Annotated in this window: 21 protein-coding genes; 4 read left to right on the top strand and 17 right to left on the bottom strand. The window is 71.5% G+C overall.

The features are described from left to right. Nucleotides 1-36 precede the first annotated feature (36 nt). From AB5J51_RS28635 to AB5J51_RS28625, 3 genes are all read left to right on the top strand, one after another. Nucleotides 37-1,200 (top strand): glycosyltransferase, encoded by a 1,164-nt coding sequence (locus tag AB5J51_RS28635; RefSeq protein WP_369778993.1) that lies wholly within the window; start codon nt 37-39, stop codon nt 1,198-1,200. Continuing rightward, entirely contained in the window at nt 1,197-2,213 is a 1,017-nt protein-coding gene (locus AB5J51_RS28630; RefSeq protein WP_369778992.1) for an SDR family NAD(P)-dependent oxidoreductase, read from the top strand. The genes AB5J51_RS28635 and AB5J51_RS28630 overlap by 4 nt, the downstream gene beginning before the upstream one ends. Nucleotides 2,214-2,300: 87 nt before the next feature. Next, nucleotides 2,301-3,893 carry a Na+/H+ antiporter gene (locus tag AB5J51_RS28625; RefSeq protein WP_053786933.1) on the top strand — a complete coding sequence of 531 codons (1,593 nt, stop codon included), beginning with the start codon at nt 2,301-2,303 and terminating at the stop codon, nt 3,891-3,893. 30 nt (nt 3,894-3,923) lie between these two features. Here AB5J51_RS28625 and AB5J51_RS28620 read toward each other — a convergent pair whose 3' ends face one another. The 4 genes from AB5J51_RS28620 to AB5J51_RS28605 all read right to left on the bottom strand — a co-directional run bounded on the left by AB5J51_RS28620 (nt 3,924) and on the right by AB5J51_RS28605 (nt 7,082). Further along, nucleotides 3,924-4,349, bottom strand: a complete 426-nt coding sequence (locus tag AB5J51_RS28620; protein ID WP_369780330.1) for a GNAT family N-acetyltransferase — start codon at nt 4,347-4,349, stop codon at nt 3,924-3,926. Nucleotides 4,350-4,393: 44 nt separating this feature from the next. Continuing rightward, nucleotides 4,394-5,335, bottom strand: coding sequence for an RluA family pseudouridine synthase (locus AB5J51_RS28615; RefSeq protein ID WP_030291914.1), 942 nt, complete (start codon nt 5,333-5,335; stop codon nt 4,394-4,396). 74 nt (nt 5,336-5,409) lie between these two features. Further along, nucleotides 5,410-5,970, bottom strand: a complete 561-nt coding sequence (lspA, locus tag AB5J51_RS28610; RefSeq protein WP_053786935.1) for a signal peptidase II — start codon at nt 5,968-5,970, stop codon at nt 5,410-5,412. 134 nt (nt 5,971-6,104) lie between these two features. Continuing rightward, entirely contained in the window at nt 6,105-7,082 is a 978-nt protein-coding gene (locus tag AB5J51_RS28605; protein WP_240805334.1) for a TraR/DksA family transcriptional regulator, read from the bottom strand. A gap of 616 nt (nt 7,083-7,698) precedes the next feature. Between AB5J51_RS28605 and ileS the strand changes: the two genes are divergently transcribed. Continuing rightward, nucleotides 7,699-10,845 carry an isoleucine--tRNA ligase gene (ileS, locus tag AB5J51_RS28600; RefSeq protein ID WP_136224596.1) on the top strand — a complete coding sequence of 1,049 codons (3,147 nt, stop codon included), beginning with the start codon at nt 7,699-7,701 and terminating at the stop codon, nt 10,843-10,845. 197 nt (nt 10,846-11,042) lie between these two features. On the opposite strand, the gene AB5J51_RS28595 is transcribed toward ileS, so the two are convergent. From AB5J51_RS28595 to AB5J51_RS28535, 13 genes are all read right to left on the bottom strand, one after another. Next, on the bottom strand, nt 11,043-12,245 hold the full coding sequence (locus AB5J51_RS28595; RefSeq protein WP_030291907.1) for a DivIVA domain-containing protein: 1,203 nt from the start codon (nt 12,243-12,245) through the stop codon (nt 11,043-11,045). 82 nt (nt 12,246-12,327) lie between these two features. Continuing rightward, complete coding sequence (locus AB5J51_RS28590) at nt 12,328-12,624, bottom strand: YggT family protein (protein ID WP_030155988.1); 297 nt, start codon at nt 12,622-12,624, stop codon at nt 12,328-12,330. Between the two features lie 60 nt (nt 12,625-12,684). Then, entirely contained in the window at nt 12,685-13,293 is a 609-nt protein-coding gene (locus tag AB5J51_RS28585) for a cell division protein SepF (RefSeq protein WP_136224595.1), read from the bottom strand. Nucleotides 13,294-13,444: 151 nt separating this feature from the next. Beyond that, nucleotides 13,445-14,164, bottom strand: a complete 720-nt coding sequence (locus AB5J51_RS28580; protein ID WP_053790918.1) for a YggS family pyridoxal phosphate-dependent enzyme — start codon at nt 14,162-14,164, stop codon at nt 13,445-13,447. Further along, nucleotides 14,161-14,940, bottom strand: a complete 780-nt coding sequence (pgeF, locus tag AB5J51_RS28575) for a peptidoglycan editing factor PgeF (protein WP_369778991.1) — start codon at nt 14,938-14,940, stop codon at nt 14,161-14,163. The genes AB5J51_RS28580 and pgeF overlap by 4 nt, the downstream gene beginning before the upstream one ends. Next, the gene (gene ftsZ / locus AB5J51_RS28570) at nt 14,937-16,142 is read right to left on the bottom strand and encodes a cell division protein FtsZ (protein ID WP_053790916.1); all 1,206 of its coding nucleotides are present in this window, start codon (nt 16,140-16,142) and stop codon (nt 14,937-14,939) included. Before ftsZ ends, pgeF begins: the two co-directional genes overlap by 4 nt. Nucleotides 16,143-16,422: 280 nt before the next feature. Continuing rightward, a complete protein-coding gene (locus tag AB5J51_RS28565; RefSeq protein ID WP_369778990.1) occupies nt 16,423-17,283 on the bottom strand; it encodes a cell division protein FtsQ/DivIB in 861 nt (286 codons plus the stop codon). 16 nt (nt 17,284-17,299) lie between these two features. Further along, on the bottom strand, nt 17,300-18,394 hold the full coding sequence (gene murG, locus AB5J51_RS28560) for an undecaprenyldiphospho-muramoylpentapeptide beta-N-acetylglucosaminyltransferase (protein ID WP_030291900.1): 1,095 nt from the start codon (nt 18,392-18,394) through the stop codon (nt 17,300-17,302). A gap of 6 nt (nt 18,395-18,400) precedes the next feature. Continuing rightward, nucleotides 18,401-19,813, bottom strand: a complete 1,413-nt coding sequence (gene ftsW, locus AB5J51_RS28555; protein ID WP_078988129.1) for a putative lipid II flippase FtsW — start codon at nt 19,811-19,813, stop codon at nt 18,401-18,403. An 80-nt stretch (nt 19,814-19,893) separates the two neighbouring features. Then, entirely contained in the window at nt 19,894-21,321 is a 1,428-nt protein-coding gene (gene murD, locus AB5J51_RS28550; protein ID WP_369778989.1) for a UDP-N-acetylmuramoyl-L-alanine--D-glutamate ligase, read from the bottom strand. After that, nucleotides 21,303-22,373: a phospho-N-acetylmuramoyl-pentapeptide-transferase gene (mraY, locus tag AB5J51_RS28545; RefSeq protein ID WP_030291896.1), complete on the bottom strand. Its 1,071-nt coding sequence runs from the start codon at nt 22,371-22,373 to the stop codon at nt 21,303-21,305. Before mraY ends, murD begins: the two co-directional genes overlap by 19 nt. After that, a complete protein-coding gene (gene murF / locus AB5J51_RS28540) occupies nt 22,370-23,794 on the bottom strand; it encodes a UDP-N-acetylmuramoyl-tripeptide--D-alanyl-D-alanine ligase (protein WP_053790913.1) in 1,425 nt (474 codons plus the stop codon). The genes mraY and murF overlap by 4 nt, the downstream gene beginning before the upstream one ends. After that, the gene (locus AB5J51_RS28535; RefSeq protein ID WP_053790912.1) at nt 23,791-25,506 is read right to left on the bottom strand and encodes a UDP-N-acetylmuramoyl-L-alanyl-D-glutamate--2,6-diaminopimelate ligase; all 1,716 of its coding nucleotides are present in this window, start codon (nt 25,504-25,506) and stop codon (nt 23,791-23,793) included. Before AB5J51_RS28535 ends, murF begins: the two co-directional genes overlap by 4 nt. Nucleotides 25,507-25,537: the final 31 nt, after the last annotated feature.

Below are 25,537 nucleotides of genomic sequence, written 5' to 3'. Positions count from 1 at the left end.
ACACAAGGCACAAGAGGCACACGAGACACGCAAGGAATGCCGCCCCTGTCGGTCGTGATCGGCGCGGGCGGCACCGGGGGCCACATCTACCCGGGGCTCGCTCTCGCCGAGGCGCTGCGCGCGGCCGTCCCCGATGCCGTGGTCTCGTTCATCGGGACCGAGCGCGGCCTGGAGACCGAGCTGATCCCGGCCGCCGGCCACCGGCTGCACACCGTCGACATGATCCCGTTCGACCCGTCGCTCGGCGCGAAGCGGTATCTGCTGCCCGCCGCACTGCTGCGCTCGGCCGCGCAGGCCCGGTCGGTGATCCGGGCGCAGGGTGCGCACGCCGTCGTCGGCATGGGCGGTTACCCGAGTGCGCCGGCCGTGCTCGGGGCCCGGATGGCGGGACTGCCGGCCGTCATCCACGAGTCCAACGCGGTGCCGGGCCGCGCCAACCAGTTCGCGGCCCGGCTCACCCCGCACATCGCGGTGGCCTTCGACCGCAGCCGGCCCCATCTGGCGGGCGGGGCGCACGCCCTGACCACCGGAATGCCGATCTCCGCAGCCCTCGCGCGGCTGGCGGAGCTGTCTCGCCCGGAGCGCGCGGCCCTGCGTACGCAGGCCCGGCGGGCGCTGCACGTCCCCGAAGGCCGCCGCCTGGTCGTCTTCAACGGCGGCAGCCTGGGCGCCGTCCGCCTCACCGCGGCCGCCGTCGGGCTGGCCGGGCTCTGGCAGGGGCGGGACGACGTACAGCTGCTGATCAAGACGGGCCCGCAGGCGCTGCCGGACACCGCCGCCGATCTCGCGGCCTGCGGCGGGCAGCGGATCGCCCGGGCCGTTCCGTACCTGGACCGGATGGACCTCGTGTACGCGGCCGCCGACCTGGTGGTGTGCCGGGCCGGCTCGGCGACGGTGGCCGAGCTGGCGGCGACCGGAGTCCCGGCCGTGCTCGTGCCCTACCCCCACGCCCCCGGCGACCACCAGACCCACAACGCCCGGGTCCTGTCGGACGCGGGAGCGGGCCTGCTGCTGCCGGACACCGAGACCACGGCCGACCGGCTGGCGGTCCTGCTCGGCCCGCTGCTGGCCGACCCGGCCCGGCTGTCCGCGATGGCAGGCGCCGCCGACCCCGGCCCGCACGCCCGGGCCGCCGAACTGCTGGCCGCGGAGGTCCTCCGCGTGGCCGGCGTCGCCCTTCCCACCCTGGAGCGGATATGAACACCGAGAGCCCTGCTCAGAACATCTGGAAGGACCGCACGGTCCTGGTCACCGGAGCGGAGGGCTTCATCGGGTCCACCCTGGTCGACCTGCTGGTGGCCCGGGGCGCCCGGGTCCGCGCCTTCGTCCACTACAAGCCGTACGCGGAGAAGGGCAACCTGGCGCGGTACCTCGCCGACCCCGGCGCCCCGGTGGAGATGTGGGCCGGCGACATCCGCGACGCGGGCCGGGTCAGCGACGCGGTGGAGGGCTGCGACACGGTGTTCCACCTGGCGGCGCTGATCGGGATCCCGTACAGCTACGCCTCGCCGGGTGCGTACGTCCAGACCAACGTGACCGGTACGCAGAACATGGCGGAGGCCTGCCGCCGCCACGGGGTGCGGCGCCTGGTGCACACCTCCACGAGCGAGGTCTACGGGACGGCCCTGACGGCCCCGATCACCGAGACCCACCCGCTGCAGCCGCAGTCCCCGTACTCGGCGTCGAAGATCGGCGCGGACATGATGGCGCTGTCGTTCCACCACGCGTTCGAGCTGCCGGTGACGGTGGTCCGGCCGTTCAACACGTACGGCCCCCGCCAGTCGGCGCGCGCCGTGATCCCGGCGATCCTGGCGCAGCTGCACGCGGGCGCACAGGAGATCCGCCTGGGCTCCCTCTCCCCCACCAGGGACTTCACGTACGTGACGGACACGGCGGAGGGGTTCCTCGCGGTGGCGGAATGCGACCGGGCACTGGGCGAGGTGGTCAACCTCGGAACGGGCCGGGAGATCTCGATCGGAGACCTGGCGCAGGCCCTGATCGCGGCATCGGGCCGGGACGCCCGCGTCGTGGTGGACGAGACCCGCCTGCGCCCCGCGGGCAGCGAGGTCCAGCGCCTCCTGTCGGACAACTCCCGGGCGAGGCACTGGGCGGGCTGGAAGCCGGAGGTCTCCCTGACGGAGGGCCTGTCCCGCACGTCTTCATGGATCGCCTCGAACCTCTCCCTCTTCGCTCCCTCCCGCTACCAGGTCTGACCCCGGCCGGGGCGGGGGACCCGCCAGGCGGGCGAGGCTTCGACGGGGCGTGGGTTGCCGCGAGCGGCGGTACGGCAGGGTGGGGGAGTGGATCAGCTTGCTCTGCTCTTCGTACTGTTGCTCGGGGCCGTGGTCACCGTGCCGCTCGGGGACCGGCTCGGGCTGCCCGCCCCCGTCCTGATGACCATCGGCGGGGTCGTGCTCGCGCTGGTGCCGGTCGTGCCGAATGTCGACGTCCCGCCCGAGTTCATCCTGCCGCTCGTGCTGCCCCCGCTGCTCTACGCCTCGGTGCAGCGCACCTCGTGGCGGCAGTTCGCCGCCAATGTCCGGCCGATCCTCCTGCTCGCCGTGGCGCTCGTGTTCGTCACGACCGCCGCCGTCGGCGCCGTCGCGTACGCCGTCGTCCCCGGGCTGCCGCTCGCCGCCGCCCTCGCGCTCGGCGCGCTCGTGGCCCCGCCCGACCCCGTCGCCGCGACCGCCGTCGCCGGATCGCTCGGGCTGCCGCGCCGCATGGTGTCGATCCTGGAGGGCGAGGGCCTGTTCAACGACGTCACCGCGATCGTGCTGTACCACGTCGCCATCGCCGCCGCGGTCAGCGGCAGCTTCTCCTGGCCGGACGCGCTGGGGGAGTTCGTGCTCTCCGCCGTGGTCGCCCTCGCCGTCGGGCTGGGTCTGGGCTGGGCCGCCAACGCGCTCATGGGGCGGCTCGGCGATGCCACGCTCCAGATCGGGCTGACGCTGCTGGTGCCGTTCGTGTCGTACGTACTGGCCGAGGAGCTCAAGGGGTCGGGGGTGCTGGCCGTGCTGACGACGGCCCTGTTCCTCGCCGAGTACGCGACCGACGCGGACGACGTGCTGGGGCGCCTCGCCGGGCACACCTTCTGGGAGGTCGTGGACACCCTGGTCACGGGCGTGGCCTTCGGGCTGATCGGGCTGGAGCTGCACAACGTGTTCGGCGTCGCGGCCGGCCGCGAGTGGGAGATGGCGGGGTGGGCGGCCGCCGTGACCGCGGTCGTGGTCGGCGTACGGCTGCTGTGGCTGCTGCCGGCCGGGTGGCTGGCCAAGCGGCTGCACACGCGGCGCGACTACGCCGAGGAGATCCCGCTGAGCTGGCGGGAGAGCGTGGTGATGTGGTGGGCCGGGATGCGCGGGGTGGCCTCGGTGGCGCTGGCACTGGCCATTCCGCTGAGGGTCGACGGCGGGGCGCCGTTTCCGGGGCGGGACCAGATCATCTTCATCGCCTTCGCCGTGATCATGGTGACGCTGGTGTGCCAGGGGCTGACGCTGCCGTGGCTGGTGCGGGTGCTGGGGGTGGAGGCCGACGTGGATGCCGAGCGGGAGACGGAGCGGCAGCTGGCGATCCGCGCGGCGAAGGCCGCGAAGCGGCGGCTGAAGGAGATCGAGGAGGTGGAGGACCTCCCGGAGGACCTGGTGGAGGTGCTGTACCGGCGGGCGTACGACGTGGGGGCCAGGATCAGCCCCGACATGGTCGACGAGGAGCGGCGGGAGGCGTACGCGAAGCGAGTGGAGCGGATCCGGGACGTCCAGCGGATCCAGCGGGAGATGATGTCGGCGGCGCGGCACGAGGTGCTTTCGGCGCGCAGCGAGCCCGGCGCGGATCCGGAGATCGTGGACCGGGTCCTGCGCCACCTGGACGTCCGCAGCCTCCGCAGCACCTAGGGGGTGTCCCCGCAAGGGCCCGGCCCTCGGCTACGGCAGGCTGCGCCGCATCGCCCGGTGCGGGATGCCCGCGTCCTCGAACTCCGGCCCGTAGGCCACGTACCCCAGCCCGGCGTAGAAGCCGACCGCATGCGTCTGCGCGCCCAGGTCCACGGCCGTCAGGCCCAGACGAACCGCCTCCGCCTCGATGGCCCGCACCAGCGCCACCCCCACACCCAGGCCGCGCGCGGCCTTGCGTACGGCCAGCCGCCCGAGCGAGCCGACCGTCGGGTCGCCGTCCGTCTTGGCCGACGCCGCAGGCCCGTACAGCAGTCGCCCGGTGCCGAGCGGCTCCCCGTCCGGCCCCACGGCCAGCACGTGCACCGCGACCGCGTCGTACGCGTCGTACTCGATCGACTCCGGCACGGACTGCTCGACCACGAACACCTCGGTCCGCACCGCGAAGCACGCCGCCATGTCGGCCTCGCCGGAAACGACCCGGACCTCGAAGCCGACGGCGGTCACTCGCTCTCGGCCCGGATCACGTCCAGCGCGTGCTGGAGGTCCGCCGGGTAGGTGCTCTCGAACTCGACCCACTGGCCGTCCGACGGGTGCTCGAAGCCGAGCCGCACCGCGTGCAGCCACTGCCGGGTCAGGCCCAGCCGCTTCGCGACGGTCGGGTCGGCGCCGTACGTGAGGTCGCCGACGCACGGGTGCCGGTGCGCGGACATGTGCACGCGGATCTGGTGCGTACGCCCGGTCTCGAGCTTGATGTCGAGCAGCGAGGCGGCACGGAAGGCCTCGATCAGGTCGTAGTGGGTGACGGAGGGCTTGCCCTCCTGCGTCACGGCCCACTTGTAGTCCGCGCTGGGGTGCCGGCCGATCGGGGCGTCGATGGTGCCGCTCATCGGGTCCGGATGGCCCTGTACGAGCGCGTGGTAGCGCTTGTCCACGACCCGCTCGCGGAACTGGTTCTTCAGTGAGGTGTACGCGCGCTCGGACTTGGCGACGGCCATCAGGCCGGACGTGCCGACGTCGAGGCGGTGCACGACGCCCTGGCGCTCGGAGGCGCCGGAGGTGGAGATCCGGTAGCCGGCGGCGGCGAGGCCGCCGATGACGGTGGTGCCGGTCCAGCCGGGGCTCGGGTGGGCGGCGACGCCCACCGGCTTCATGATGACGACGATGTCGTCGTCGTCATGGACGATCTCCATGCCCGGGACGGGCTCGGCGACGAGCTCGACCGGCCGCGGCGGCGCGGGCATCTCGACTTCGAGCCAGGCGCCGCCGTGCACGCGCTCGGACTTCCCGACGACGCTGCCGTCGACCGACACCTTCCCCGCTGCGGCGAGCTCAGCCGCCTTCGTCCGGGAAAAACCGAACATACGGGCGATGGCGGCGTCGACGCGCTCGCCCTCGAGGCCATCGGGAACGGGCAGGGTGCGGATCTCGGGAATCGTACTCACCTGTCGAGTATGCAGGACTCGGCAGCGCGGCTTTCCCGCGATCACCGCGCAACCAGTGCGCGGGCGGTGCGCGATCAGTCCTTGTGGACCGTGCCGTCCGGGTCCAGACCCTTGAACGAGAGCAGCACGATCAGGATGCCGCCGCACACGATCGCCGAGTCCGCGAGGTTGAAGACCGCGAAGTGCGCGGGGGCGATGAAGTCGACGACGGCCCCGCGGAACACCCCCGGCGAGCGGAAGATGCGGTCGGTGAGATTGCCCAGCGCACCGCCCAGCAGCAGACCCAGCGCGATCGCCCACGGCAGGCTGTAGAGCTTCCGGGCCAGCCGCACGATCACGATGATCACGGTGGCCGCGATGCAGGTGAAGATGATGGTGAAGGCCTCGCCGAAGCCGAAGGCCGCGCCCGGGTTCCGGATCGCCTCGAACTTCAGCAGGTCGCCGATGATCCGGATCGGCGGCTGGTGCTCCAGCTTCGCGACGACCAGCATCTTGCTGCCGAGGTCGAGCAGGTAGGCGAGCAGCGCGACGACGAGCAGCGCGATGATCCGCCGACGCCCCTTGGGCTCGACGGACTCCGGCTGGGCGCCGTCCCCGACCTCCGGCGTACCGATGATGCTCTCCGCCTCTGCCACGTGAGTCCCTCGACTAGCTCGAACCAGGTTGCCGACGACACAGCCCTGCCAGGTCCCTGGACCCTGACGAGACACGAGAGTACGTCAGGGTCCGCCCGTGGCGGCAGCCCGGCCCGTGCCGTCTCAGCACCCGCTCAGTGCCGGCGCTCCTGCTTCTGCTTGCAGTCCACGCAGAGCGTCGCCCGTGGGAACGCCTGCATCCTGGCCTTCCCGATGGGCTGGCCGCAGTTCTCGCAGAGCCCGTACGTGCCCGCGTCCAGCCGTTCCAGGGCCCGCTCGGTCTGTTCGAGCATCTCGCGCGCGTTCGCGGCCAGGGCCAGCTCGGACTCCCGGGTGATGTTCTTGGTGCCCGTGTCGGCCTGGTCGTCGCCCGCGCCGTCGCCGGAGTCCCGCATCAGGCCCGAGATGGCCTCGTCGGAGGCCTGCAGCTCGTCCCGCAGCCGCAGGACCTCGCTCTGCAGCTCGCTGCGGGCCTCGGCCACCTCCGCCGGGGTCCAGGGGTCCTCGCCGGGCCGTACGGCCAGCTCGCCCGGCGCCAGGCCCGCCGTGGCCCTGGCCTTCGGCAGACCGCTGGTGGCGGCCGCAGCCGTCTTCCTGGCCGTGCCGGTGCTCTTCTTGGCAACCACTTTCCGGGCTCCCGTCTGTTGCGCGGCGTGCGCCGCCCCCTCGGCCCCGGCCGCCTTGGCCGTGGCCTTCCTCGCGGTCGTCTTCCCGACGCCGGTCGCCTTCTTCGCGGCCACCTTGTCGACGGCCGTCGTGTTCACGGCCGAGGTCCTGCCGGCCGGGGTCTTCCCGGCGGCAGCCTTCTTGGCCGCCGCCTTCTTGGCCGCCGTCTCCACGGCCGCTGTCTTCTCGGCCGCCGTCTTCTCGGCGGGCGCCTTCTCGGCCGCCTTGGCCGCCACGGTGGTCGCTCTGGTCGCCTTGGTCGCCGGCTTCACCGGTTTCGCCGACTTCACCGAATTCACCGCCGTCCCGGCCGCCTGCTGCGCGGCCTTCTTCCCGACAGCGGTCGCCTTCCGGGCCGGAGCCGCATTTCCGGCCGCCATCGCCTTCCCGGCGGCCTTCCCGACAGCCTTCTCGGCAGTTCTGTCGGCGGTCTTCTTCGCCACCATGGCCGCGGCCCCTTCACATACTGTGATCTTGCGCGCGAATCGTGCCGGAACGATAAATCGACTCCGGCCTCGCGGCAACGGGGCACGCGTCCGTCGATGCCAACCTGCATCCGTTGTGCCCATCAGGGAGCCCGGTAATCCGCCCCACCCGTCACACCGGAGCCCGGACCGGCCCGTGGGCCCGTTCGGGTCATGCCGCACCCCCGCCCGGCCGCCGCCCCGCGCCCCGCCCCGGGCCCCGCCGCAGTCTCCGCCCCGACCCCCCCGTAAACCGGTCTGCCGGGCGCGCCCCCGCCCCGTACACTGGGCCCAGCGAAAGGCATGGACGGGGACGAGTAGCGTCGGACGCAGCCATGAGCGACCCGGGGACGGTGAGAGCCCGGGGGCGAGCGCGATGCGAAGGATCACCCCTGAGCCGCCGGAAGAAAGCCGTACGGGTCCCCGCGGATCCGGCAACGGCGAGTAGAACCGGCTTCGCGCCCCAATGAGGGGGCCGCCGGATCCGTCCGGCGGTCAAGGAGGGTGGTACCGCGGGAGCAGGCGTCCTGGATTCTCAGGAGTGGCTCTCGTCCCTCCGGACGGAAGTGACATCCCGCCGGAGGAAGAGTTCAGCCTCATGACCACACCGCCGCAGTACCGCCCGGTACCCGCCCAGGTCGACCTGCCCGCCCTCGAGCACGCCGTTCTCGACTTCTGGCGCGAGAGCAAGACCTTCGCCAAGACCCTGGAGCAGTCCGAGGGCCGCCCCGAGTGGGTCTTCTACGAGGGCCCGCCCACCGCGAACGGCATGCCCGGCGCGCACCACATCGAGGCCCGCGTCTTCAAGGACGTCTTCCCCCGGTTCCGCACCATGCGCGGCTACCACGTGGCCCGCAAGGCCGGCTGGGACTGCCACGGCCTGCCCGTCGAGCTCGCCGTCGAGAAGGAGCTCGGCTTCAACGGCAAGCAGGACATCGAGGCGTACGGCATCGCCGAGTTCAACGCCAAGTGCCGCGAGTCCGTGACCCGCCACACCGACGCGTTCACCGAGCTCACGACCCGGATGGGCTACTGGGTCGACCTGGACGACGCCTACCGGACCATGGACCCCGAGTACGTCGAGTCCGTGTGGTGGTCGCTGAAGGAGATCTTCAACAAGGGCCTGCTCACCCAGGACCACCGCGTCGCCCCCTGGTGCCCCCGCTGCGGCACCGGTCTCTCCGACCACGAGCTGGCGCAGGGCTACGAGACGGTCGTCGACCCGTCCGTCTACGTCCGCTTCCCGCTGACCTCCGGCCCGCTGGCCGGCGAGGCGGCCCTCCTGGTCTGGACGACGACCCCCTGGACCCTGGTGTCCAACACGGCCGTGGCCGCGCACCCCGAGGTCACGTACGTCGTCGCCACGAACGGTGAAGAGAAGCTGGTCGTCGCCCAGCCGCTGCTGGAGAAGTCCCTCGGCGAGGGCTGGGAGGCCACCGGCCAGACCTTCACGGGCAAGGAGATGGAGCGCTGGACCTACCAGCGCCCCTTCGAGCTCGTCGAGTTCCCGGCGCCGGCCCACTACGTCGTGAACGCCGAGTACGTCACGACCGAGGACGGCACGGGTCTGGTCCACCAGTCCCCCGCCTTCGGCGCGGACGACCTCGCGGTCTGCCGCGCGTACGGCCTGCCCGTCGTGAACCCGGTCCGCCCCGACGGCACCTTCGAGGAGGAGGTCCCGCTGGTCGGCGGTGTCTTCTTCAAGAAGGCCGACGAGAAGCTGACCGCCGACCTCGACGCCCGCGGCCTGCTCTTCAAGCACATCGCGTACGAGCACAGCTACCCGCACTGCTGGCGCTGCCACACCGCGCTGCTCTACTACGCGCAGCCGTCCTGGTACATCCGCACCACCGCCGTCAAGGACGCGATGCTGCGGGAGAACGAGAAGACGAACTGGTTCCCCGACTCGGTCAAGCAGGGCCGCTTCGGCGACTGGCTGAACAACAACATCGACTGGGCGCTGTCCCGCAACCGGTACTGGGGCACCCCGCTGCCGATCTGGCGCTGCGAGGAGAACCACCTCACCTGCGTCGGCTCCCGCGCCGAGCTGTCAGAGCTGTCCGGCCAGGACCACAGCGCGCTGGACCCGCACCGCCCGTACATCGACGACGTCACCTTCACCTGCACGGCGGAAGGCTGCACCCTGACGTCCGTCCGCGTGCCGGAGGTCATCGACGCCTGGTACGACTCGGGCTCGATGCCGTTCGCGCAGTGGGGCTACCCGTACAAGAACAAGGAGATCTTCGAGAAGCGCTACCCGGCGCAGTTCATCTCGGAGGCGATCGACCAGACCCGCGGCTGGTTCTACACGCTGATGGCGGTCGGCACGCTGGTCTTCGACAAGTCGTCCTACGAGAACGTGGTCTGCCTGGGCCACATCCTCGCCGAGGACGGCCGCAAGATGTCCAAGCACCTGGGCAACATCCTCCAGCCGATCCCGCTCATGGACCAGCACGGCGCGGACGCGGTGCGCTGGTTCATGGCGGCCGGCGGCTCCCCGTGGGCAGCGCGCCGCGTCGGCCACGGCACGATCCAGGAGGTCGTCCGCAAGACCCTCCTGACGTACTGGAACACGGTCGCCTTCCAGGCCCTGTACGCCCGCACCTCCGGCTGGGCCCCCTCGGCGGCCGATCCGGCACCGGCGGAGCGCACGGTCCTGGACCGCTGGCTGATCTCCGAGCTGAACAACCTGGTGGCCGAGGTCACCGAGGCGATGGAGTCGTACGACACCCAGCGCGCCGGCAAGCTCCTGTCCGCGTTCGTGGACGACCTGTCCAACTGGTACGTGCGCCGCTCGCGCCGCCGCTTCTGGCAGGGCGACAAGGGCGCGCTGCGCACCCTCCACGAGGTCGTGGAGACGGTGACCCGCCTGATGGCCCCGCTGACCCCGTTCATCACGGAGCGGGTCTGGCAGGACATGATCGTCCCGGTCACCCCGGACGCCCCGGAGTCGGTGCACCTGTCGACGTGGCCGGTCGCGGACACCACGGCGATCGACGGGACCCTGTCCCAGCAGATGCTGCTGGTCCGCCGCCTGGTCGAGCTGGGCCGCGCCACGCGCGCCGAGTCGGGCGTCAAGACGCGCCAGCCCCTGTCCCGGGCGCTGGTCGGCGCGGTGGGCTTCGACGCCCTGTCCCCCGAGCTCCAGGCCCAGATCACGGAGGAGCTGAACGTCTCCTCGCTGGCGTCCCTCTCCGAGGTCGGCGGATCGCTGGTGGACACCACGGCGAAGGCGAACTTCCGGGCGCTGGGCAAGCGCTTCGGCAAGGGCGTCCAGGACGTCGCGAAGGCGGTGGCCGCGGCCGACGCCGCTGCGCTGTCGCTGGCCCTGCGCTCCGGCTCGGCGGTCATCTCGCTGAACGGCGAGGAGATCTCCCTCTCCCCGGAGGAAGTGATCATCACCGAGACCCCCCGCGAGGGCTGGTCGGTGGCGTCCGACTCCGGCGCGACGGTGGCACTGGACCTGGAGATCACCCCCGAGCTGCGGCTGGCGGGCCTGGCCCGTGACGCGATCCGCCTGATCCAGGAGGCCCGCAAGAACTCCGGCCTGGACGTCGCGGACCGCATCGCCCTGCGGTGGTCCTCGTCGGACCCGGAGGTCGTCACGGCCCTGACGGACCACGCGACCCTGATCGCGGACGAGGTCCTGTCGACGGACTACGCGAAGGGCGAGGCGGACGCCGCGTACGGGGAGCCGTTCACGGACGAGTCCCTCGGCCTGACGTTCCGCCTCCGCAAGGCGTAGCCTCCCGGCCCGAGCGGCCCGCGTCCCCCCGCCGGGGGGGTGCGGGCCGTTTCGCTTTCCCCGTCCGCCCCGGGACCCAGCCCCGGGGCCCCGCCCCGCACAGCGGGCCACGGCGGCCGGGTACGGAAACGGGCCGGGCCCGGTGCCCCCGAAGGGGAACCGGGCCCGGCCCGTGACTGCCGACCTGCTGGCGGCGCCTAGTTGTCGTCCTCGTCGATCAGGAAGCCCCGCATCGGCGACGGCGCCTGCTGCATCGGCTGCGGACCGGCCGGCCGCACCGGAGCCATCGGCTGCGTCATCGCGGGAGACATCTGCTGCTGACCACCGTACGAGGGGCCGCCCATCGGGGACGGGCCACCCATCGGCGAGGGACCGCCCATGGGCGACGGAGCGCCCATGGAGTGCCCCATCGCTCCGGCCGGAGCCATCGACGGCGTCGGCGACGGCGGCAGCGCCGGACCGGCCGGGTTGCGCGGCGGGGCCAGGGAGTCGTCCGCCTGGGTCTCGAGCTGGCGCAGCTGCGACTCCAGGTAGGACTTCAGACGCGTACGGTACTCGCGCTCGAAGCCCCGCAGGTCCTCGACCTTGCGCTCCAGCGTGGCGCGGGCGGACTCCAGGGAGCCCATCGCGACGCGGTGCTTCTCCTGCGCGTCCCGCTCCAGCGCGTCGGCCTTGGCGCGGGCGTCCCGCTCCAGGCCCTCGGCACGGCTGCGCGCCTCGCCGACGATCTTGTTGGCCTCGGAGCGGGCCTCCGCGATCGCCTGGTCGGCGGTCTGCTGCGCCAGCGACAGGACGCGGGCGGCACTGTCGCCACCGGGGCCCTGCTGCGGGAGCTGCGGCTGCTGCATCTGCTGCTGCATCTGCTGACCCATGGGCTGCATCTGCTGGCCCATCGGCTGCATCTGCTGGCCCATGGGCTGCATCTGCTGGCCGAGCGGGTTCTGGCCGCCCATGGACTGCTGGCCCATCTGCTGCTGGCCGCCCATGGTGTGCATGGGGCCGCCCATCGGGCCCGGACCGCCCGGACCCTGCGGTCCGTGCCCACCGGGGCCGGCCGGAAGCTGCGGCTGGCCGCCCGGCAGCTGCGGCGGGCCCATCTGCGGCGGGCCCTGCTGCGCCGGCGGGCCGGATATGGCCGCGGGCACGGGGGCACCGGGTCCGCCGGGGCCGCGCTGGTCCTGGGGTTCCGGCTTGCGCATGCCCTGCTGCTGCTGGTTCTGCGCGGCGGCACGCGTGGCGGCGGCCAGCTTGGCGCGCAGGTCCTCGTTCTCGCGCAGCAGGCGCGTCAGTTCGGACTCGACCTCGTCGAGGAAGGCATCGACCTCGTCCTCGTCATAGCCTTCTCGGAGGCGGACGGTCGTGAACTGCTTGTTCCGCACGTCCTCGGGAGTCAGCGGCATGTCTTCTTCACCTCTACGTAGTCGTCGGCAGTCGGCAGGACCGTATCGGGACTGTCCCCGCGCCTGCGGGGAAGCTCATCGTTCACACGCTTCTCGCAGCGGTGCTCACGAAACTGATGAGGATGTAAACGATGATCATCAGAACGAAGAAGGACAGGTCGAGTGCCACGCCCCCGAGACGCAACGGCGGAATGAATCGCCGGAGAAGCTTGAGCGGTGGATCGGTGACAGTGTAGGTGGCCTCAAGGACGACCACCATCGCCTTGCCGGGTGTCCATGAACGTGCGAACTGGAAGACGTAGTCCATCACCAGTCGGAAGATCAGCACGATAAGGAAGCACATCAGCGCGATGTAGACCACCTGCAGTGCGACGCCCATCCCGCGCTTCCCTCTCCCCTGCTCTCGCTCTGGCCCCGGCCCCGTGTCTGACGGATCGGTCTAGCTTTGGTTGAAGAACCCGCCCTCCGCGATGCGGGCCTTGTCCTCCGCCGTGACATCGACGTTAGCAGGCGACAGCAGGAACACCTTCTGTGTCACGCGTTCAATGCTGCCGTGCAGGCCGAAGACGAGGCCGGCGGCGAAGTCGACAAGTCGCTTCGCGTCCGTGTCGTCCATCTCCGTGAGGTTCATGATCACCGGAGTGCCCTCACGGAAGTGTTCCCCGATGGTACGGGCCTCGTTGTAGGTCCGGGGGTGCAGCGTCGTGATGCGGTACGGCTCCCGCTCGGAGACGACCTTGGGCATGATCACGGGGGCGTTCTTCTCCAGGTTCGAGCGTTCAGGTGTGATGGATGCCACGGGGGCAATTCGCGCAGGACGTCCGTTTTCCACCGGCAATGGGATGGGTTCCCGTTGCGCCGGAGGCTGGGCGATTCGTACCGGTTCGTCCGATACGGGCGGTTGGTGCACGGGCTGCTGGCGCCGGCGATCCCGCTCCGGTTCCGGCTCGGGCTCGAACTCGTCGTCGGGGTCGTACCCCGGGTTGTCGTACCGGTCGTCCTCCACGAGGCCGAGGTAGACCGCCATCTTGCGCATCGCGCCGGCCATTCTCTGAGTCCTCCGCTCTGTGGTGGATCGCCCTGTCGCAGGTGTGTCGCTGTGTCACCAAAGTCACCAACTGCCCGCGATCCACGTGGTCCGTCCGCCCATCAGCGGTAATGACCATATTTTCTGCTGTGGTCCGACTTTCTTCGCGACGTTACCCGAGCCGGGGTCTCGCGCCGAGTACCGCAGTGCCGACGCGTACATGTGTCGCACCGGCCGCAACGGCCTGTTCCAGGTCTGCACTCATCCCGGCCGACACCATCGTGGCAGTCGGATGGTCCGCGCGCAGGCGGGATGACAATTCCACCAGCCGCTCGAAAGCGGCCTGTTCGCGTCCCGCGTAGGGCCCGGCCAGCGGAGCCACGGTCATCACACCGTCGATCCGCAGTCCGGGCGCCCCGGCCACGAGGTCCGCGAGTTCGGCGAGCTGCTCCGGAGCGGCGCCGCCCCGGGTCCCGCGCTCCCCCGACTCGGCATCGAGGGCGACCTGTACGAGGCAGCCGAGTTCGCGCCCCGCTCCCTGCGCCGCCGCCGAGAGCGCCGTGACGAGCTTCGGCCGGTCGACCGACTGCACCACATGCGCATATCCCGCCACGGAACGGACTTTGTTCGTCTGCAACTGGCCCACGAAATGCCAGCTGAGCGGCAGATCCGCGCAGGCCGCAGCCTTGGGGGCGGCATCCTGGTCGCGATTCTCCGCCACATGACGGACCCCCAGGTCCGCCAGCAGTCGTACGTCGCTCGCGGGGTAGGTCTTGGTGACGACGATGAGCGTCACCTCGTCCCGTCCGCGCCCCGCGGCCGCACAGGCAGACGAGATGCGTTCCTCCACCCGCGCGAGGTTCTCCGCGAGCTCCGACTTACGGTCCGTCATTCTTCTTTTCCCCCGGGGGTCCGGGGGTCGCCCCCCCGGGAAAGCTCTGTCAACCAGACATATCCGGCAAGCCGCCCGGTCACCCGGTCGCGGCGGTACGAGAAGTGGTCCCGCGACTCCAGTGTGCAGACCGGCGAGCGGTGCAGGTTCACCACCCCCGCCTCCGCGAGCTGGGCGTGCACCCCGGCGACCACGTCGACGGACGGAGTTCCCCAACTCGTCTCGCCGTAGGCGGCCGGTACCGCCTCGGCCACCGCGTCCCGCATCTCGGCCGGCACCTCGTAGCAACGGCCGCAGATCGCGGGTCCGGTCCGGGCGATGATCCGCCCCGGCTCGGCTCCGAGGGAGACCATCGCCTCCACGGCGGCGGGCACGACCCCGGCGACCAGTCCGGGCCGGCCCGCGTGGGCCGCTCCCGCAACCCCGGCGACGGGGTCGGCCAGCAGGACCGGGGTGCAGTCCGCGGTGAGCACCGCGAGGGCGAGCCCCCGACGGGCGGTCACCACCGCGTCCACCGCCGGTACGTCGGCGGCGGGGCCCCAGGGTCCGGGGACCACCGCCACGTCCTTGCCGTGCACCTGGTTCATCCAGACCACGTGGTCCGGCTCGATGCCCAGGGCCCCGGCCGCGACCGCCCGGTTCGCGAGAACGGCGGTGGGGTCGTCTCCGACCGCGCCGCCGAGATTGAGCTCCTCGTACGGAACGGCGCTCACCCCGCCCCACCGGTCGGTGAAGGCGAAGTGGGCGCCGTTCTCGATGTGCTGGTCCAGCGTCACTTCAAGAAGTCCGGAACGTCCAGTTCCTCGGCCGGGCTGTCCTGGTACGGCCGGGCCGTCGGGACCTGCGGCGCGGGGGCCGCGGCCTCGGCCGGAGCCGCCTCGACCGGAGCCGGGGGGTCTTCGCGCGGGGTGACCGTGCCCAGTCCGCCGAAGGCCGGGCGCACCGGCTCCGCTGCGCGGACCGGCGCCGGGGCCGGCTCCTCGCGCTTGGTGGACGCGGCGCCGATGACGTTGTCCCGGCGGGCCGGGGGCTGTCCGCCGTCGAAGCCGGCGGCGATGACGGTGACCCGCACCTCGTCGCCGAGCGCGTCGTCGATGACGGCGCCGAAGATGATGTTCGCCTCGGGGTGGGCGGCCTCGCTGACCAGCTGCGCGGCCTCGTTGATCTCGAAGAGGCCGAGGTCCGAGCCGCCGGAGATGGAGAGCAGCACACCGCGGGCGCCGTCGATGGACGCCTCCAGCAGCGGCGAGGAGATGGCCATCTCGGCGGCGGCCACGGCGCGGTCGTCGCCGCGGGCGGAGCCGATGCCCATGAGGGCCGAGCCGGCCTCGGACATGACGGACTTGACGTCCGCGAAGTCGAGGTTGATCAGACCCGGGGTGGTGATGAGGTCGGTGATGCCCTGGACACCCGAGAGCAGGACCTGGTCGGCCGACTTGAAGGCGTCCAGGACCGAGACCTGGCGGTCCGAGATGGACAGCAGCCGGTCGTTGGGGATGACGATGAGGGTGTCGACCTCTTCGCGGAGCTCGGCGATGCCGTCCTCCGCCTGGTTCGCGCGGCGCCGGCCCTCGAAGGTGAACGGCCGGGTGACCACGCCGATCGTCAGGGCGCCGAGCGAGCGCGCGATGTTGGCGACGACGGGTGCACCGCCGGTGCCGGTGCCGCCGCCCTCGCCGGCGGTGACGAAGACCATGTCGGCCCCCTTGAGGACCTCCTCGATCTCCTCGCGGTGGTCCTCTGCCGCCTTGCGACCGACTGCCGGGTTGGCGCCGGCGCCGAGGCCCCGGGTGAGTTCACGGCCGACGTCGAGCTTGACGTCGGCGTCGCTCATCAACAGCGCCTGGGCGTCCGTGTTGATGGCGATGAACTCGACGCCCTTGAGACCGACCTCGATCATTCGGTTGATGGCATTGACACCACCGCCGCCGACACCGATGACCTTGATGACTGCGAGGTAGTTCTGCGGTGCTGCCACGTCGAAGGCCTCTCGCCTCGAGTTACGTGTCGCCGCCTCGCGGGCCTGCGTTGCGACGACTGATGCCGAAATGTGGGACGGTCCGAACGCGCCGACCCGAACCCTAACCCTGAAGTTTAGGGTTAAGTATGTGCCTGTTCCTTGGACTCTTCCGAACAGGACACTAAGTCGACAAGTAGCGCGTGTTCAACGAACACGCCGAACCTCCCGTTTTTCTTTTCACCCTATGTGATCACCCGTATCGGTGGCCAACCAGGGTGCGTCGCTGTTCGACCCGACGTCAACTCCCGGACACCGCAGGGGCGGTGGGGACGCTCACGTCAAAGTGGTCAGCCTTGGGCGCCGCTTTCAGCAGGGCGGTCAGCGCACGGCCCTTCGCCTCACCCTGCTCGCCGCTGCCCCACACCACGGTCCGGCCGCGGGTCAACTCCAGTACGACCGAGTCGTACGACCCCACCTTGACCTGCACGGTCTCCTTGGCGACCGCCTCGGGGAGGTCTCCGGCGACGCCCACCGCCTCGTGCAGCAGCCGCTCCCCGTCGAAGCGGCGGCCGCTCGGCGACTGTGCCGCGGACAATTCGAGGACCGGAACGCCCGCGGGTGCTTTCGGAACCGTGTCGAATCGCACACCCGAAGCGTCCACTTCCACGAACTTGGCGTCTTTTTTGATGAGCAGGACCGGTTTGCGCTCGGTGACTTTCAGCCCGATTCCGTGCGGCCAGGCGCGCACCACATCGACCGAATCGACGCGGGGCAGCCGGCTGCGGACCCGGTCCGCGATCTCGTCGGTGTCCACGGTCGCCAGCGGTGCCCCGACCGGTACGGCCGCGGCGGCCAGCACCTGCTCGGGGGTCAGCACCTGCGTTCCGCTTGCGGTCACCTTCTCGATCCGGAACCAGGAGGAGCCGTAGAGCACCCAGCTGCCGCCCCCGACGAGGAGCACCGCGGCGAGGAGGCAGAGCAGCACGGGGCCCCGGTGCCGCATGCGCCGGACGAGGCGCTGCAGACCGGGGCCCCGCGGGCCGGCCCCCTTCAACGGGCCCGACGACCTGGGCGGCTTGGGCGGTTTGGGAGAACCGGAGCCCTTGCCCTTCCGGGCGGACCCGGGATTGCCGCGCTGTGCGGTGGTCGCTCCGGCCACTCCTGTGCCTCCTGCGCTAGCGGTTCCTGTGGGCGGCGATCGCCTCGTACACCATCGCGACGAGCAGGTCGTCGGCGTCGCGGCGGCCGAACTCGGCCGCGGCGCGCGACATCTCGTAGAGGCGGTGCGGGTCGGCGAGCACCGGGAGGACCTGGCTGAGCACCCACTCGGGGGTCAGCTCCGCGTCGTCGACGAGCAGGCCGCCGCCGGCCTTGACCACCGGCTGGGCGTTGAGCCGCTGTTCGCCGTTGCCGATCGGCAGCGGGACGTACGCGGCGGGCAGCCCGACGGCGGAGAGTTCGGCGACGGTCATCGCGCCCGCTCGGCACAGCATCATGTCGGCGGCGGCGTACGCGAGATCCATCCGGTCCACGTACGGTACCGGCACATACGGCGGCATCCCGGGCATGTTGTCGACACGCGGCAGTTCGTTCTTCGGGCCGACCGCGTGCAGGATCTGGATCCCGGAGCGCTGGAGGGTCGGAGCGACCTGCTGGATCGTCTCGTTGAGGCGGCGGGCGCCCTGCGAGCCGCCGGAGACGAGCAGCGTCGGCAGGTTCGGGTCCAGGCCGAAGGCGGCACGCGCCTCCGGCCGGGCCGCGGCCCGGTCCAGGGTCGAGATGCTGCGGCGCAGCGGGATGCCCACGTAGCGGGCACCGCGCAGCTTGCTGTCGGGGGTGGAGACCGCGACGGCGTGCGCGTAGCGCGAGCCGATCTTGTTGGCCAGTCCCGGCCGGGCGTTGGCCTCGTGGACGATGATCGGCACCCCGAGCCGCTTGGCGGCCAGGTAGCCGGGCAGGGCCACGTAGCCGCCGAAGCCGACGACGCAGTCGGCCTTGGTGCGCTCCAGGATCTCCTCGGCGGCCTTGATCGTGCCGCGCAGCCGTCCGGGGACGGTGATCAGCTCGGGGGTGGGCTTGCGGGGCAGCGGGACGGCGGGGATCAGCCCCAGCTCATAGCCGCGCTCGGGCACGAGGCGGGTTTCGAGCCCGCGCTCCGTGCCGAGGGCGGTGATGCCCACGGAAGGGTCCTGCCTGCGCAGGGCGTCCGCGAGGGCGAGCGCCGGCTCGATGTGGCCGGCGGTCCCCCCACCGGCGAGTACGACATGCACCGAAATTCACCGCTCTCCGGACGGACGCCTCTTGACGCTCCGTCTCATCGACTTCCATCTCTGCCCGGTCCGCTTCCAGCCGGTTTTCGGCTGGCGCATCGCGAGCGCCGCGCGCGCCGCCGGCTCCTCCCGCGCGAAGGCGATGAGCAGTCCGACCGCGAACATCGTCGGCAGCAGCGCGGACCCCCCGTACGAGAACAGCGGGAGCGGGACTCCGGCGATCGGCAGCAGACCGAGCACCGCACCGATGTTGATCACGGCCTGGGCCGTGATCCAGGTGGTCACGCCTCCCGCGGCATACCGTACGAAGGAGTCCTCCGTGCGTCCGGCCACGCGGATACCCGCATAGCCTAGAGCCGCGAACAGGGCGAGTACCGACAGCGTCCCTGCCAGACCCAGTTCCTCCCCGGTGATGGCGAAGATGAAGTCGGTATGGGCTTCGGGCAGTTGCCCCCATTTTTCCACACTGGCACCCAAACCGGAACCGAACCATCCGCCGGATGCGAGGGCATAGATCCCGTGCACGGCCTGCCAGCACAGGTCGCCCCGGCCGGGGTCCGTCGCGCCGAGGCAGGCGAGCCGGTCCATCCGGTGCGGGCTGGTCTTGATCAGCAGTGCGACGATCACACCCGCGAACGCCAGCACCGCGACGAACATCCTCGTCGGGGCTCCCGCCAGCCACAGCAGGCCGAACAGGATGGCCCCGAGGATCATCGCGGTGCCCATGTCCCCGCCCAGCATGATCAGCCCGAGCAGCAGGAAGGCCACCGGGACCAGCGGCACCAGCAGGTGCTTCCACTGGCTCAGCAGCTCCTTGTCGCCCTTGCGGGACAGCAGGTCGGCGCCCCAGAGGATCAGTGCCAGCTTGCCGAACTCACTGGGCTGGAGCATGAACGGACCACCAAGGGAGATCCAATTCTGGTTCCCGTTGATCGCCACCCCTATCCCGGGGACCTGGACCAGGACCATCAGGAACAAGGTTCCTGCGAGCACGGGATAGGACAGCGCCCGGTGCAGTTTGACCGGCATCCGCGAGGCGACCAGCAGCAGCCCGGTGCCGATCAGGGCGGCCAGGAACTGCTTCTTGAAGAAGTACGCGTCCCCCAGGCCCAGCTGGAGCGCTTTGATCATCGAGGCCGAGTAGACCATCACCAGGCCGAGCACGGTGATGAGCAGCGAGCTGCCGAAAATCAGGTAATACGCGGTGAGGGGCCGGTCCCAGGCCTTGCGCAACTGCCGCTGCGTACGCCGGATCCGCTCCAGCGGCCCGCGCCCGGCGGGCCGCCGCACCCCCACCGCCGGACGCCTGCGGCCCTGCGCCTTGACCGTCCTGGCGGACCCGGGCTTCGCGTTCTTGACGGACTTGACGGCCTTCACGGCCGACGGCCGCCGCCCGGGCAGCACTTGCTTGGCCGGCATGTGTGACCTTCCCCTCCACTCGTACGAGGCGAGCAGCCGGTCGGGGAGGACTCGCCGACCTGAGAACGGACCGGCCGGGCCTACGCGCTCTCGGCGGCCAGTTCGCGCACCGCGTCCGCGAATGCGTCCCCGCGCTTGTTGTAGTTCGCGAACATGTCCATCGAGGCACAGGCCGGTGCCAGCAGAACCGTGTCGCCGGGCTCTGCGAACCGGGCCGCTTCCCGGACCGCTGCGAGCATCGCCCCAGTGTCGGTCCGCTCGAGGTCGACGACCGGGACCTCGGGGGCGTGTCGCGCCAGCGCCTCGGCGATCAGCGCCCGGTCGGCGCCGATCAGCACCACGCCGCGCAGCTGCTTCGCCGACTTCTGGACGAGCTCGTCGAAGGTCGCGCCCTTGGCGAGGCCGCCGGCGATCCACACGACGGGCTCGAAGGCGGCCAGGGAGGCCTCGGCGGCGTGCGTGTTGGTGGCCTTGGAGTCGTCGATGTACGTGACCCCCGCGACCTCGTCCACGTACGCGACGCGGTGCGCGTCGGGGCGGAAGTTGCGCAGCCCGTCGCGGACCGCGCGCGGCGCGACGCCGAAGGCGCGGGCCAGGGCCGCCGCGGCGAGCGCGTTGGCGATGTTGTGCGGGGCCGGCGGGTTGACGTCCTTGACCTCGGCGAGCTCCTGGGCGTTCTTCTGCCGGTTCTCGACGAAGGCGCGGTCGACGAGGATGCCGTCGACGACGCCGAGCATGGAGGGGCCGGGGGCGCCCAGGGTGAAACCGATCGCCCGGCAGCCCTCCTCGACGTCCGCCTCGACGACCAGGGCCTCGGTGGCCGGGTCGGCGACGTTGTAGACGCAGGCCACCGTGTTGCCCTCGTAGATGCGGCCCTTGTCGGCGGCGTAGGCCTCCATCGAGCCGTGCCAGTCGAGGTGGTCGGGGGCCAGGTTGAGCACGGCCGCCGAGTGGGCGCGCAGCGAGGGCGCCCAGTGCAGCTGGTAGCTGGAGAGTTCGACGGCGAGCACGTCGTACTTCTCCTCGCCGAGCACCACGTCGATGATCGGGGTGCCGATGTTGCCGACGGCCGCGGTCTTCAGGCCCGCGGCCTTCAGGATCGACGCGAGCATCTGGGTGGTGGTGGTCTTGCCGTTCGTACCGGTGATCGCCAGCCACGGGGCCGCGTCCGGGCCGCGCAACTGCCAGGCGATCTCCACGTCGCCGACGACCTCCACGCCGGCCGCCGCCGCGGCCGCGAAGAGTGGGCTGTCCGGCTTCCAGCCGGGCGAGGTGACCACCAGGTCGGTGCCCTGGGGCAGCGTCTCGGCATCCGCGAGCCGTACGGAGATGCCCAGCTCGCCGAGTTCGGCGGCCCGGGCGCGGTGGCCCTCGCTGTCGCCGCCGTCCACCACGGTCACCGATGCGCCGAGGCCGGCCAGGGCGCGGGCGGCGCTGATGCCGCTCACGCCGAGACCGGCGACGGTGATGTTCTTGCCCTGCCAGGACGTCACTTGTCCGCTGCCCATCCCGCGTAGAAGAGTCCGAGACCCACGATCACGCACATGCCCTGGATGATCCAGAACCGGACCACCACCAGGACCTCGGACCACCCCTTCAGTTCGAAGTGGTGCTGCAGCGGGGCCATCCGGAAGACGCGCTTCCCGGTGAGCTTGAAGGAGCCGACCTGGATGACGACCGACATGGTGATGAGGACGAAGAGGCCGCCGAGGAGGGCGATCAGGAACTCCGTGCGGGAGCAGATCGCGAGACCGGCGAGGGCGCCGCCGAGGGCCAGCGAGCCGGTGTCACCCATGAAGATCTTGGCGGGCGAGGTGTTCCACCACAGGAAGCCGAAACAGGCGCCCATCAGTGCCGAGGCGACGATCGCGAGGTCCAGCGGATCTCGTACCTCGAAGCAGGCGTTGGGGTTCGTCAGGGTCTGCGCGTTGGCGCACGACTCCTGGAACTGCCAGACGCCGATGAACGTGTAGGCACCGAAGACCATCACCGCGGCGCCGGTGGCCAGGCCGTCCAGACCGTCCGTCAGGTTCACGCCGTTGGACATGGCCAGGATCATGAACAGCGCCCAGACCACGAACAGCACCGGGCCGATCGACCAGCCGAAGTCCGTGACGAACGACAGCTTGGTGGAGGCCGGGGCGTTGCCGCGGGCGTCCTTGAACTGCAGCGCGAGCACCGCGAAGGCGATGCCGACGATCAGCTGGCCGGCCATCTTGGCCTTGGCCCGCAGACCGAGCGAGCGGCGCTTGACGATCTTGATGTAGTCGTCGAGGTAGCCGACGAGGCCCATGCCGGCCATCAGGAAGAGCACCAGCACGCCGGAGAACGTGGGCTGACTGCCCGTGATCACCTTCGTCAGGGCGTACGCGATGATCGTCGCCAGGATGAAGGAGATACCGCCCATGGTGGGCGTGCCCTTCTTCCCGGCGTGGCCGCGCGGGCCGTCGTCGCGGATGAACTGGCCGTAGCCCTTGCGGGCCAGCAGCTTGATCAGCAGCGGGGTGCCGATCACGGTCAGGAACATGCCGATGACACCGGCGAAGAGGATCTGCCTCATCGGTCGGCGACCTCGCCCCCGCCGGCCAGCAGCGCCAGAGCGACCCGCTCCAGGCCGACCGACCTGGAAGCCTTCACCAGCACGACGTCACCCGGGCGCAGTTCACTGCGCAACAGGTCGATCGCCGCCTGCGCGTCGGACACGACCACCGACTCCTCACCCCACGAACCCTCGTTATATGCGCCCAGTTGCAGCCAGGACGCTTCCCTGCCCCCGACTGCGACGAGCTTGCTCACGTTGAGCCGGACGGCAAGCCGTCCCACCGCGTCGTGCTCGGCCAACGATGCGTCCCCGAGCTCGGCCATGGGACCGAGCACCGCCCACGTACGTCCCCCGTTGGCCCTGGCGGTGCCGCCCATCGCGGCAAGCGCGCGCAGAGCGGCCCGCATGGACTCGGGATTCGCGTTGTAGGCGTCGTTGACGATCGTCACGCCGTCCGCCCGCTCGGTGACCTCCATCCGCCACCGGGACAAGGTGCCCGCCTCGGAGAGCGCGGTGGCGATCTCCTCCACGGACATGCCCAGTACATGGGCGACGGCGGCCGCGGCGAGCGCGTTCGACACGTGGTGCTCACCGTACAGGCGCAAGGTCACTTCGCCGCACCCGGTGGGTGTGTGGAGTGTGAAGGAGGGTTGTCCTGCGGGTGTCATACGGACTTCGGTGGCCCGTACGTCGGCGTCGTCGGCCTCGCCGAAGAGCACCGTGCGGGCCTTCGTCCGGGCGGACATCGCACGCACCAGCGGGTCGTCGGCGTTCAGGACCGCAACTCCGCCCTCGGCCGCGGACGGCAGGGCCTCGACCAGCTCGCCCTTTGCCTGGGCGATCTGCTCGCGGCCGCCGAACTCGCCGATGTGGGCGGTCCCGACGTTGAGGACGAGTCCGATGCGCGGCGGGGTCAGGCCTGTGAGGTAGTCGATGTGCCCGATGCCGCGGGCGCCCATCTCCAGCACCAGGTGCCGGGTTTCCTCCGTGGCGCGCAGCGCGGTGAGCGGCAGGCCGATCTCGTTGTTGAGGGAGCCCGGGGTCCACACGGTGGGCGCGTGGGCCTGGAGCACCTGGGCGATGAGGTCCTTGGTGGAGGTCTTGCCGGCGGAGCCGGTCAGGGCCACCACGTCGGTGCCGAGGCGCTCGACGACGGCTCGGGCGAGGGCGCCGAGGGCCTTCTCGACATCGGCGACGACGATCGCGGGGACGCCGACGGGCCGGGCGGCGAGGACGGCCGCGGCTCCGGAGGCGACCGCGCGCTCGGCGTAGTCGTGGCCGTCGACGTGCTCGCCGGCGAACGCGGCGAACAGGCTGCCGGCCTCCACCTGGCGGGAGTCGATGACGACGGGCCCGGTGATCCGCACGGACGGATCCGGTATGTCGTGGGGCCGCCCGCCGGTGATGTCGGCGATCTCGGCGAGGGAGAGGGCGATCACTGGTTCACCTCGGCCTGTCGGACGTTGCTGCCTTGCTGGCGTTCGATCGCGGCGCGGAGCACCGCGCGGTCGTCGAAGGGCCGTACGACGCCGGCGGTGTCCTGGCCCTGCTCGTGGCCCTTGCCGGCCACCAGCACCGTGTCGCCGGGCTCGGCGCGGGCGACGGCGGCGGCGATGGCCGCGGCCCGGTCGGCGTCGACGAGGACGGTGCCGCGCTCTTCGGCGGGTACGGAGACGGCGCCCTCGAACATCGCGGCGAGGATCGCGAGGGGGTCCTCGGAACGCGGATTGTCGGAGGTCAGCACGGCGGTGTCGGCGAACCGGGCGGCCGCGGCGCCCATCGGGGCGCGCTTGGTGGTGTCGCGGTCGCCGCCGCAGCCGAGCACGATGTGCAGCTTGCCGGCGGTGACCTCGCGCAGTGCGCGGAGCACGGATTCGACGGCGTCCGTCTTGTGCGCGTAGTCGACGACGGCGAGGTACGGCTGGCCCGCGTCCACCCGCTCCAGCCGGCCGGGGACCCCGGGGACCGCGGCGACGCCGTCGGCGGCGGTCTGCGGGTCGAGGCCGGCGGCGGCGAGCGTGACGATCGCGGCGACGGTGTTGGCGACGTTGAACGGGCCGGGCAGCGGGGCCGTGGCCCGTACGCGCTGCCCCTCCGGGCCGACCAGGGTGAGCGTGGAGTCCATGTGCCCGAACACCACGTCCTCGGCGCGCCAGTCGGCGGACGCATCGCCCGCGGCGGAGAACGTGATCACCGGGATCGCGGCCTCCTTGGCGAGGCGGCGGCCGTACTCGTCGTCGACGTTGACCACGCCGAGGCGGGCGCGCCGCTCGGTGAAGAGCTGTGCCTTGGCCTGGAAGTAGTCCTCCATGTCGGAGTGGAACTCCATGTGCTCCGGGCTCAGGTTGTTGAAGACGGCGACGTCGAAGACGCATCCGTCGACCCGGCCGAGCACCAGGGCGTGGCTGGAGACCTCCATGGCGACGGCCTCGACCCCGCGTTCGCGCATGACCGCGAACAGGGCCTGGAGGTCGGTGGCCTCGGGGGTGGTGCGCTCCGACTTGATGCGCTCGTCACCGATGCGCATCTCGACGGTGCCGACCAGTCCGGTGCTGCGTCCGGCGCCGCGCAGACCGCCCTCGACGAGGTACGCCGTGGTGGTCTTGCCGGAGGTGCCGGTGATCCCGATCTGGAGCAGGCCCTCGCCGGGACGGCCGTAGATCGCTGCGGCGAGCTCGCCCATCCGGCCGCGCGGGCCGTCGACGGCCAGGACCGGCAGGCCGGTCGCTGCGGCGCGTTCGGCGCCCGCCGGGTCGGTCAGCACGGCCGCGGCGCCGAGTGCGGCCGCCTGGGCCGCGAAGTCGGCGCCGTGCAGCTTGGCACCGGGCAGGGCCGCGTACAGGTCGCCGGGGCGCACGGCACGGGAGTCGTGCGTGATCCCGGTGATCTGCGGGGGCTGCGCCGCGGCGGCTGCGCCGGTGGCTTCGATGCCCAGCAGCGTGGCCAGCTCGCCCAGGGGTGTCGGGCGGGCGGCCTGGGGCCGGGGCGCTCCCGGCGGCGTTGCCGGGGCGTCTTTCTGGGCGGTTCTGGGCTGATCAGCGTGGGACACGGCGGTGAGCGTACCGGGCGCGGCGGGCCGCTCGCGAAGTGAGGGCCCGGCCGCGTGGCCGGCGGCCGTCGGGTTCCCGGGTTTCGGGGTGATCGTTGTCACTGATGGTGCCTCACGGATTTCTGGCGGGCCG

The sequence above is a fragment of the Streptomyces sp. R33 genome, from assembly GCF_041200175.1.
GTDB classification, from domain to species: Bacteria; Actinomycetota; Actinomycetes; order Streptomycetales; family Streptomycetaceae; genus Streptomyces; species Streptomyces katrae_B.
Note: the sequence above shows the minus strand (reverse complement) of the source record. Positions and strands in the feature narration are given on the sequence as shown.

Excerpts from the sequence above, each read along its gene's own strand:
- AB5J51_RS28635 (WP_369778993.1), top strand. The coding sequence starts at position 37 with ATGCCGCCCCTGTCGGTCGTGATCGGCGCGGGCGGCACCGGGGGCCAC.
- AB5J51_RS28630 (WP_369778992.1), top strand. The coding sequence starts at position 1,197 with ATGAACACCGAGAGCCCTGCTCAGAACATCTGGAAGGACCGCACGGTC.
- AB5J51_RS28620 (WP_369780330.1), bottom strand. The coding sequence starts at position 4,349 with ATGGCGGCGTGCTTCGCGGTGCGGACCGAGGTGTTCGTGGTCGAGCAG.
- AB5J51_RS28605 (WP_240805334.1), bottom strand. The coding sequence starts at position 7,082 with ATGGTGGCGAAGAAGACCGCCGACAGAACTGCCGAGAAGGCTGTCGGG.
- ileS (WP_136224596.1), top strand. The coding sequence starts at position 7,699 with ATGACCACACCGCCGCAGTACCGCCCGGTACCCGCCCAGGTCGACCTG.
- AB5J51_RS28595 (WP_030291907.1), bottom strand. The coding sequence starts at position 12,245 with ATGCCGCTGACTCCCGAGGACGTGCGGAACAAGCAGTTCACGACCGTC.
- AB5J51_RS28590 (WP_030155988.1), bottom strand. The coding sequence starts at position 12,624 with ATGGGCGTCGCACTGCAGGTGGTCTACATCGCGCTGATGTGCTTCCTT.
- AB5J51_RS28585 (WP_136224595.1), bottom strand. The coding sequence starts at position 13,293 with ATGGCCGGCGCGATGCGCAAGATGGCGGTCTACCTCGGCCTCGTGGAG.
- AB5J51_RS28580 (WP_053790918.1), bottom strand. The coding sequence starts at position 14,164 with ATGACGGACCGTAAGTCGGAGCTCGCGGAGAACCTCGCGCGGGTGGAG.
- ftsW (WP_078988129.1), bottom strand. The coding sequence starts at position 19,813 with ATGCCGGCCAAGCAAGTGCTGCCCGGGCGGCGGCCGTCGGCCGTGAAG.
- murD (WP_369778989.1), bottom strand. The coding sequence starts at position 21,321 with ATGGGCAGCGGACAAGTGACGTCCTGGCAGGGCAAGAACATCACCGTC.
- mraY (WP_030291896.1), bottom strand. The coding sequence starts at position 22,373 with ATGAGGCAGATCCTCTTCGCCGGTGTCATCGGCATGTTCCTGACCGTG.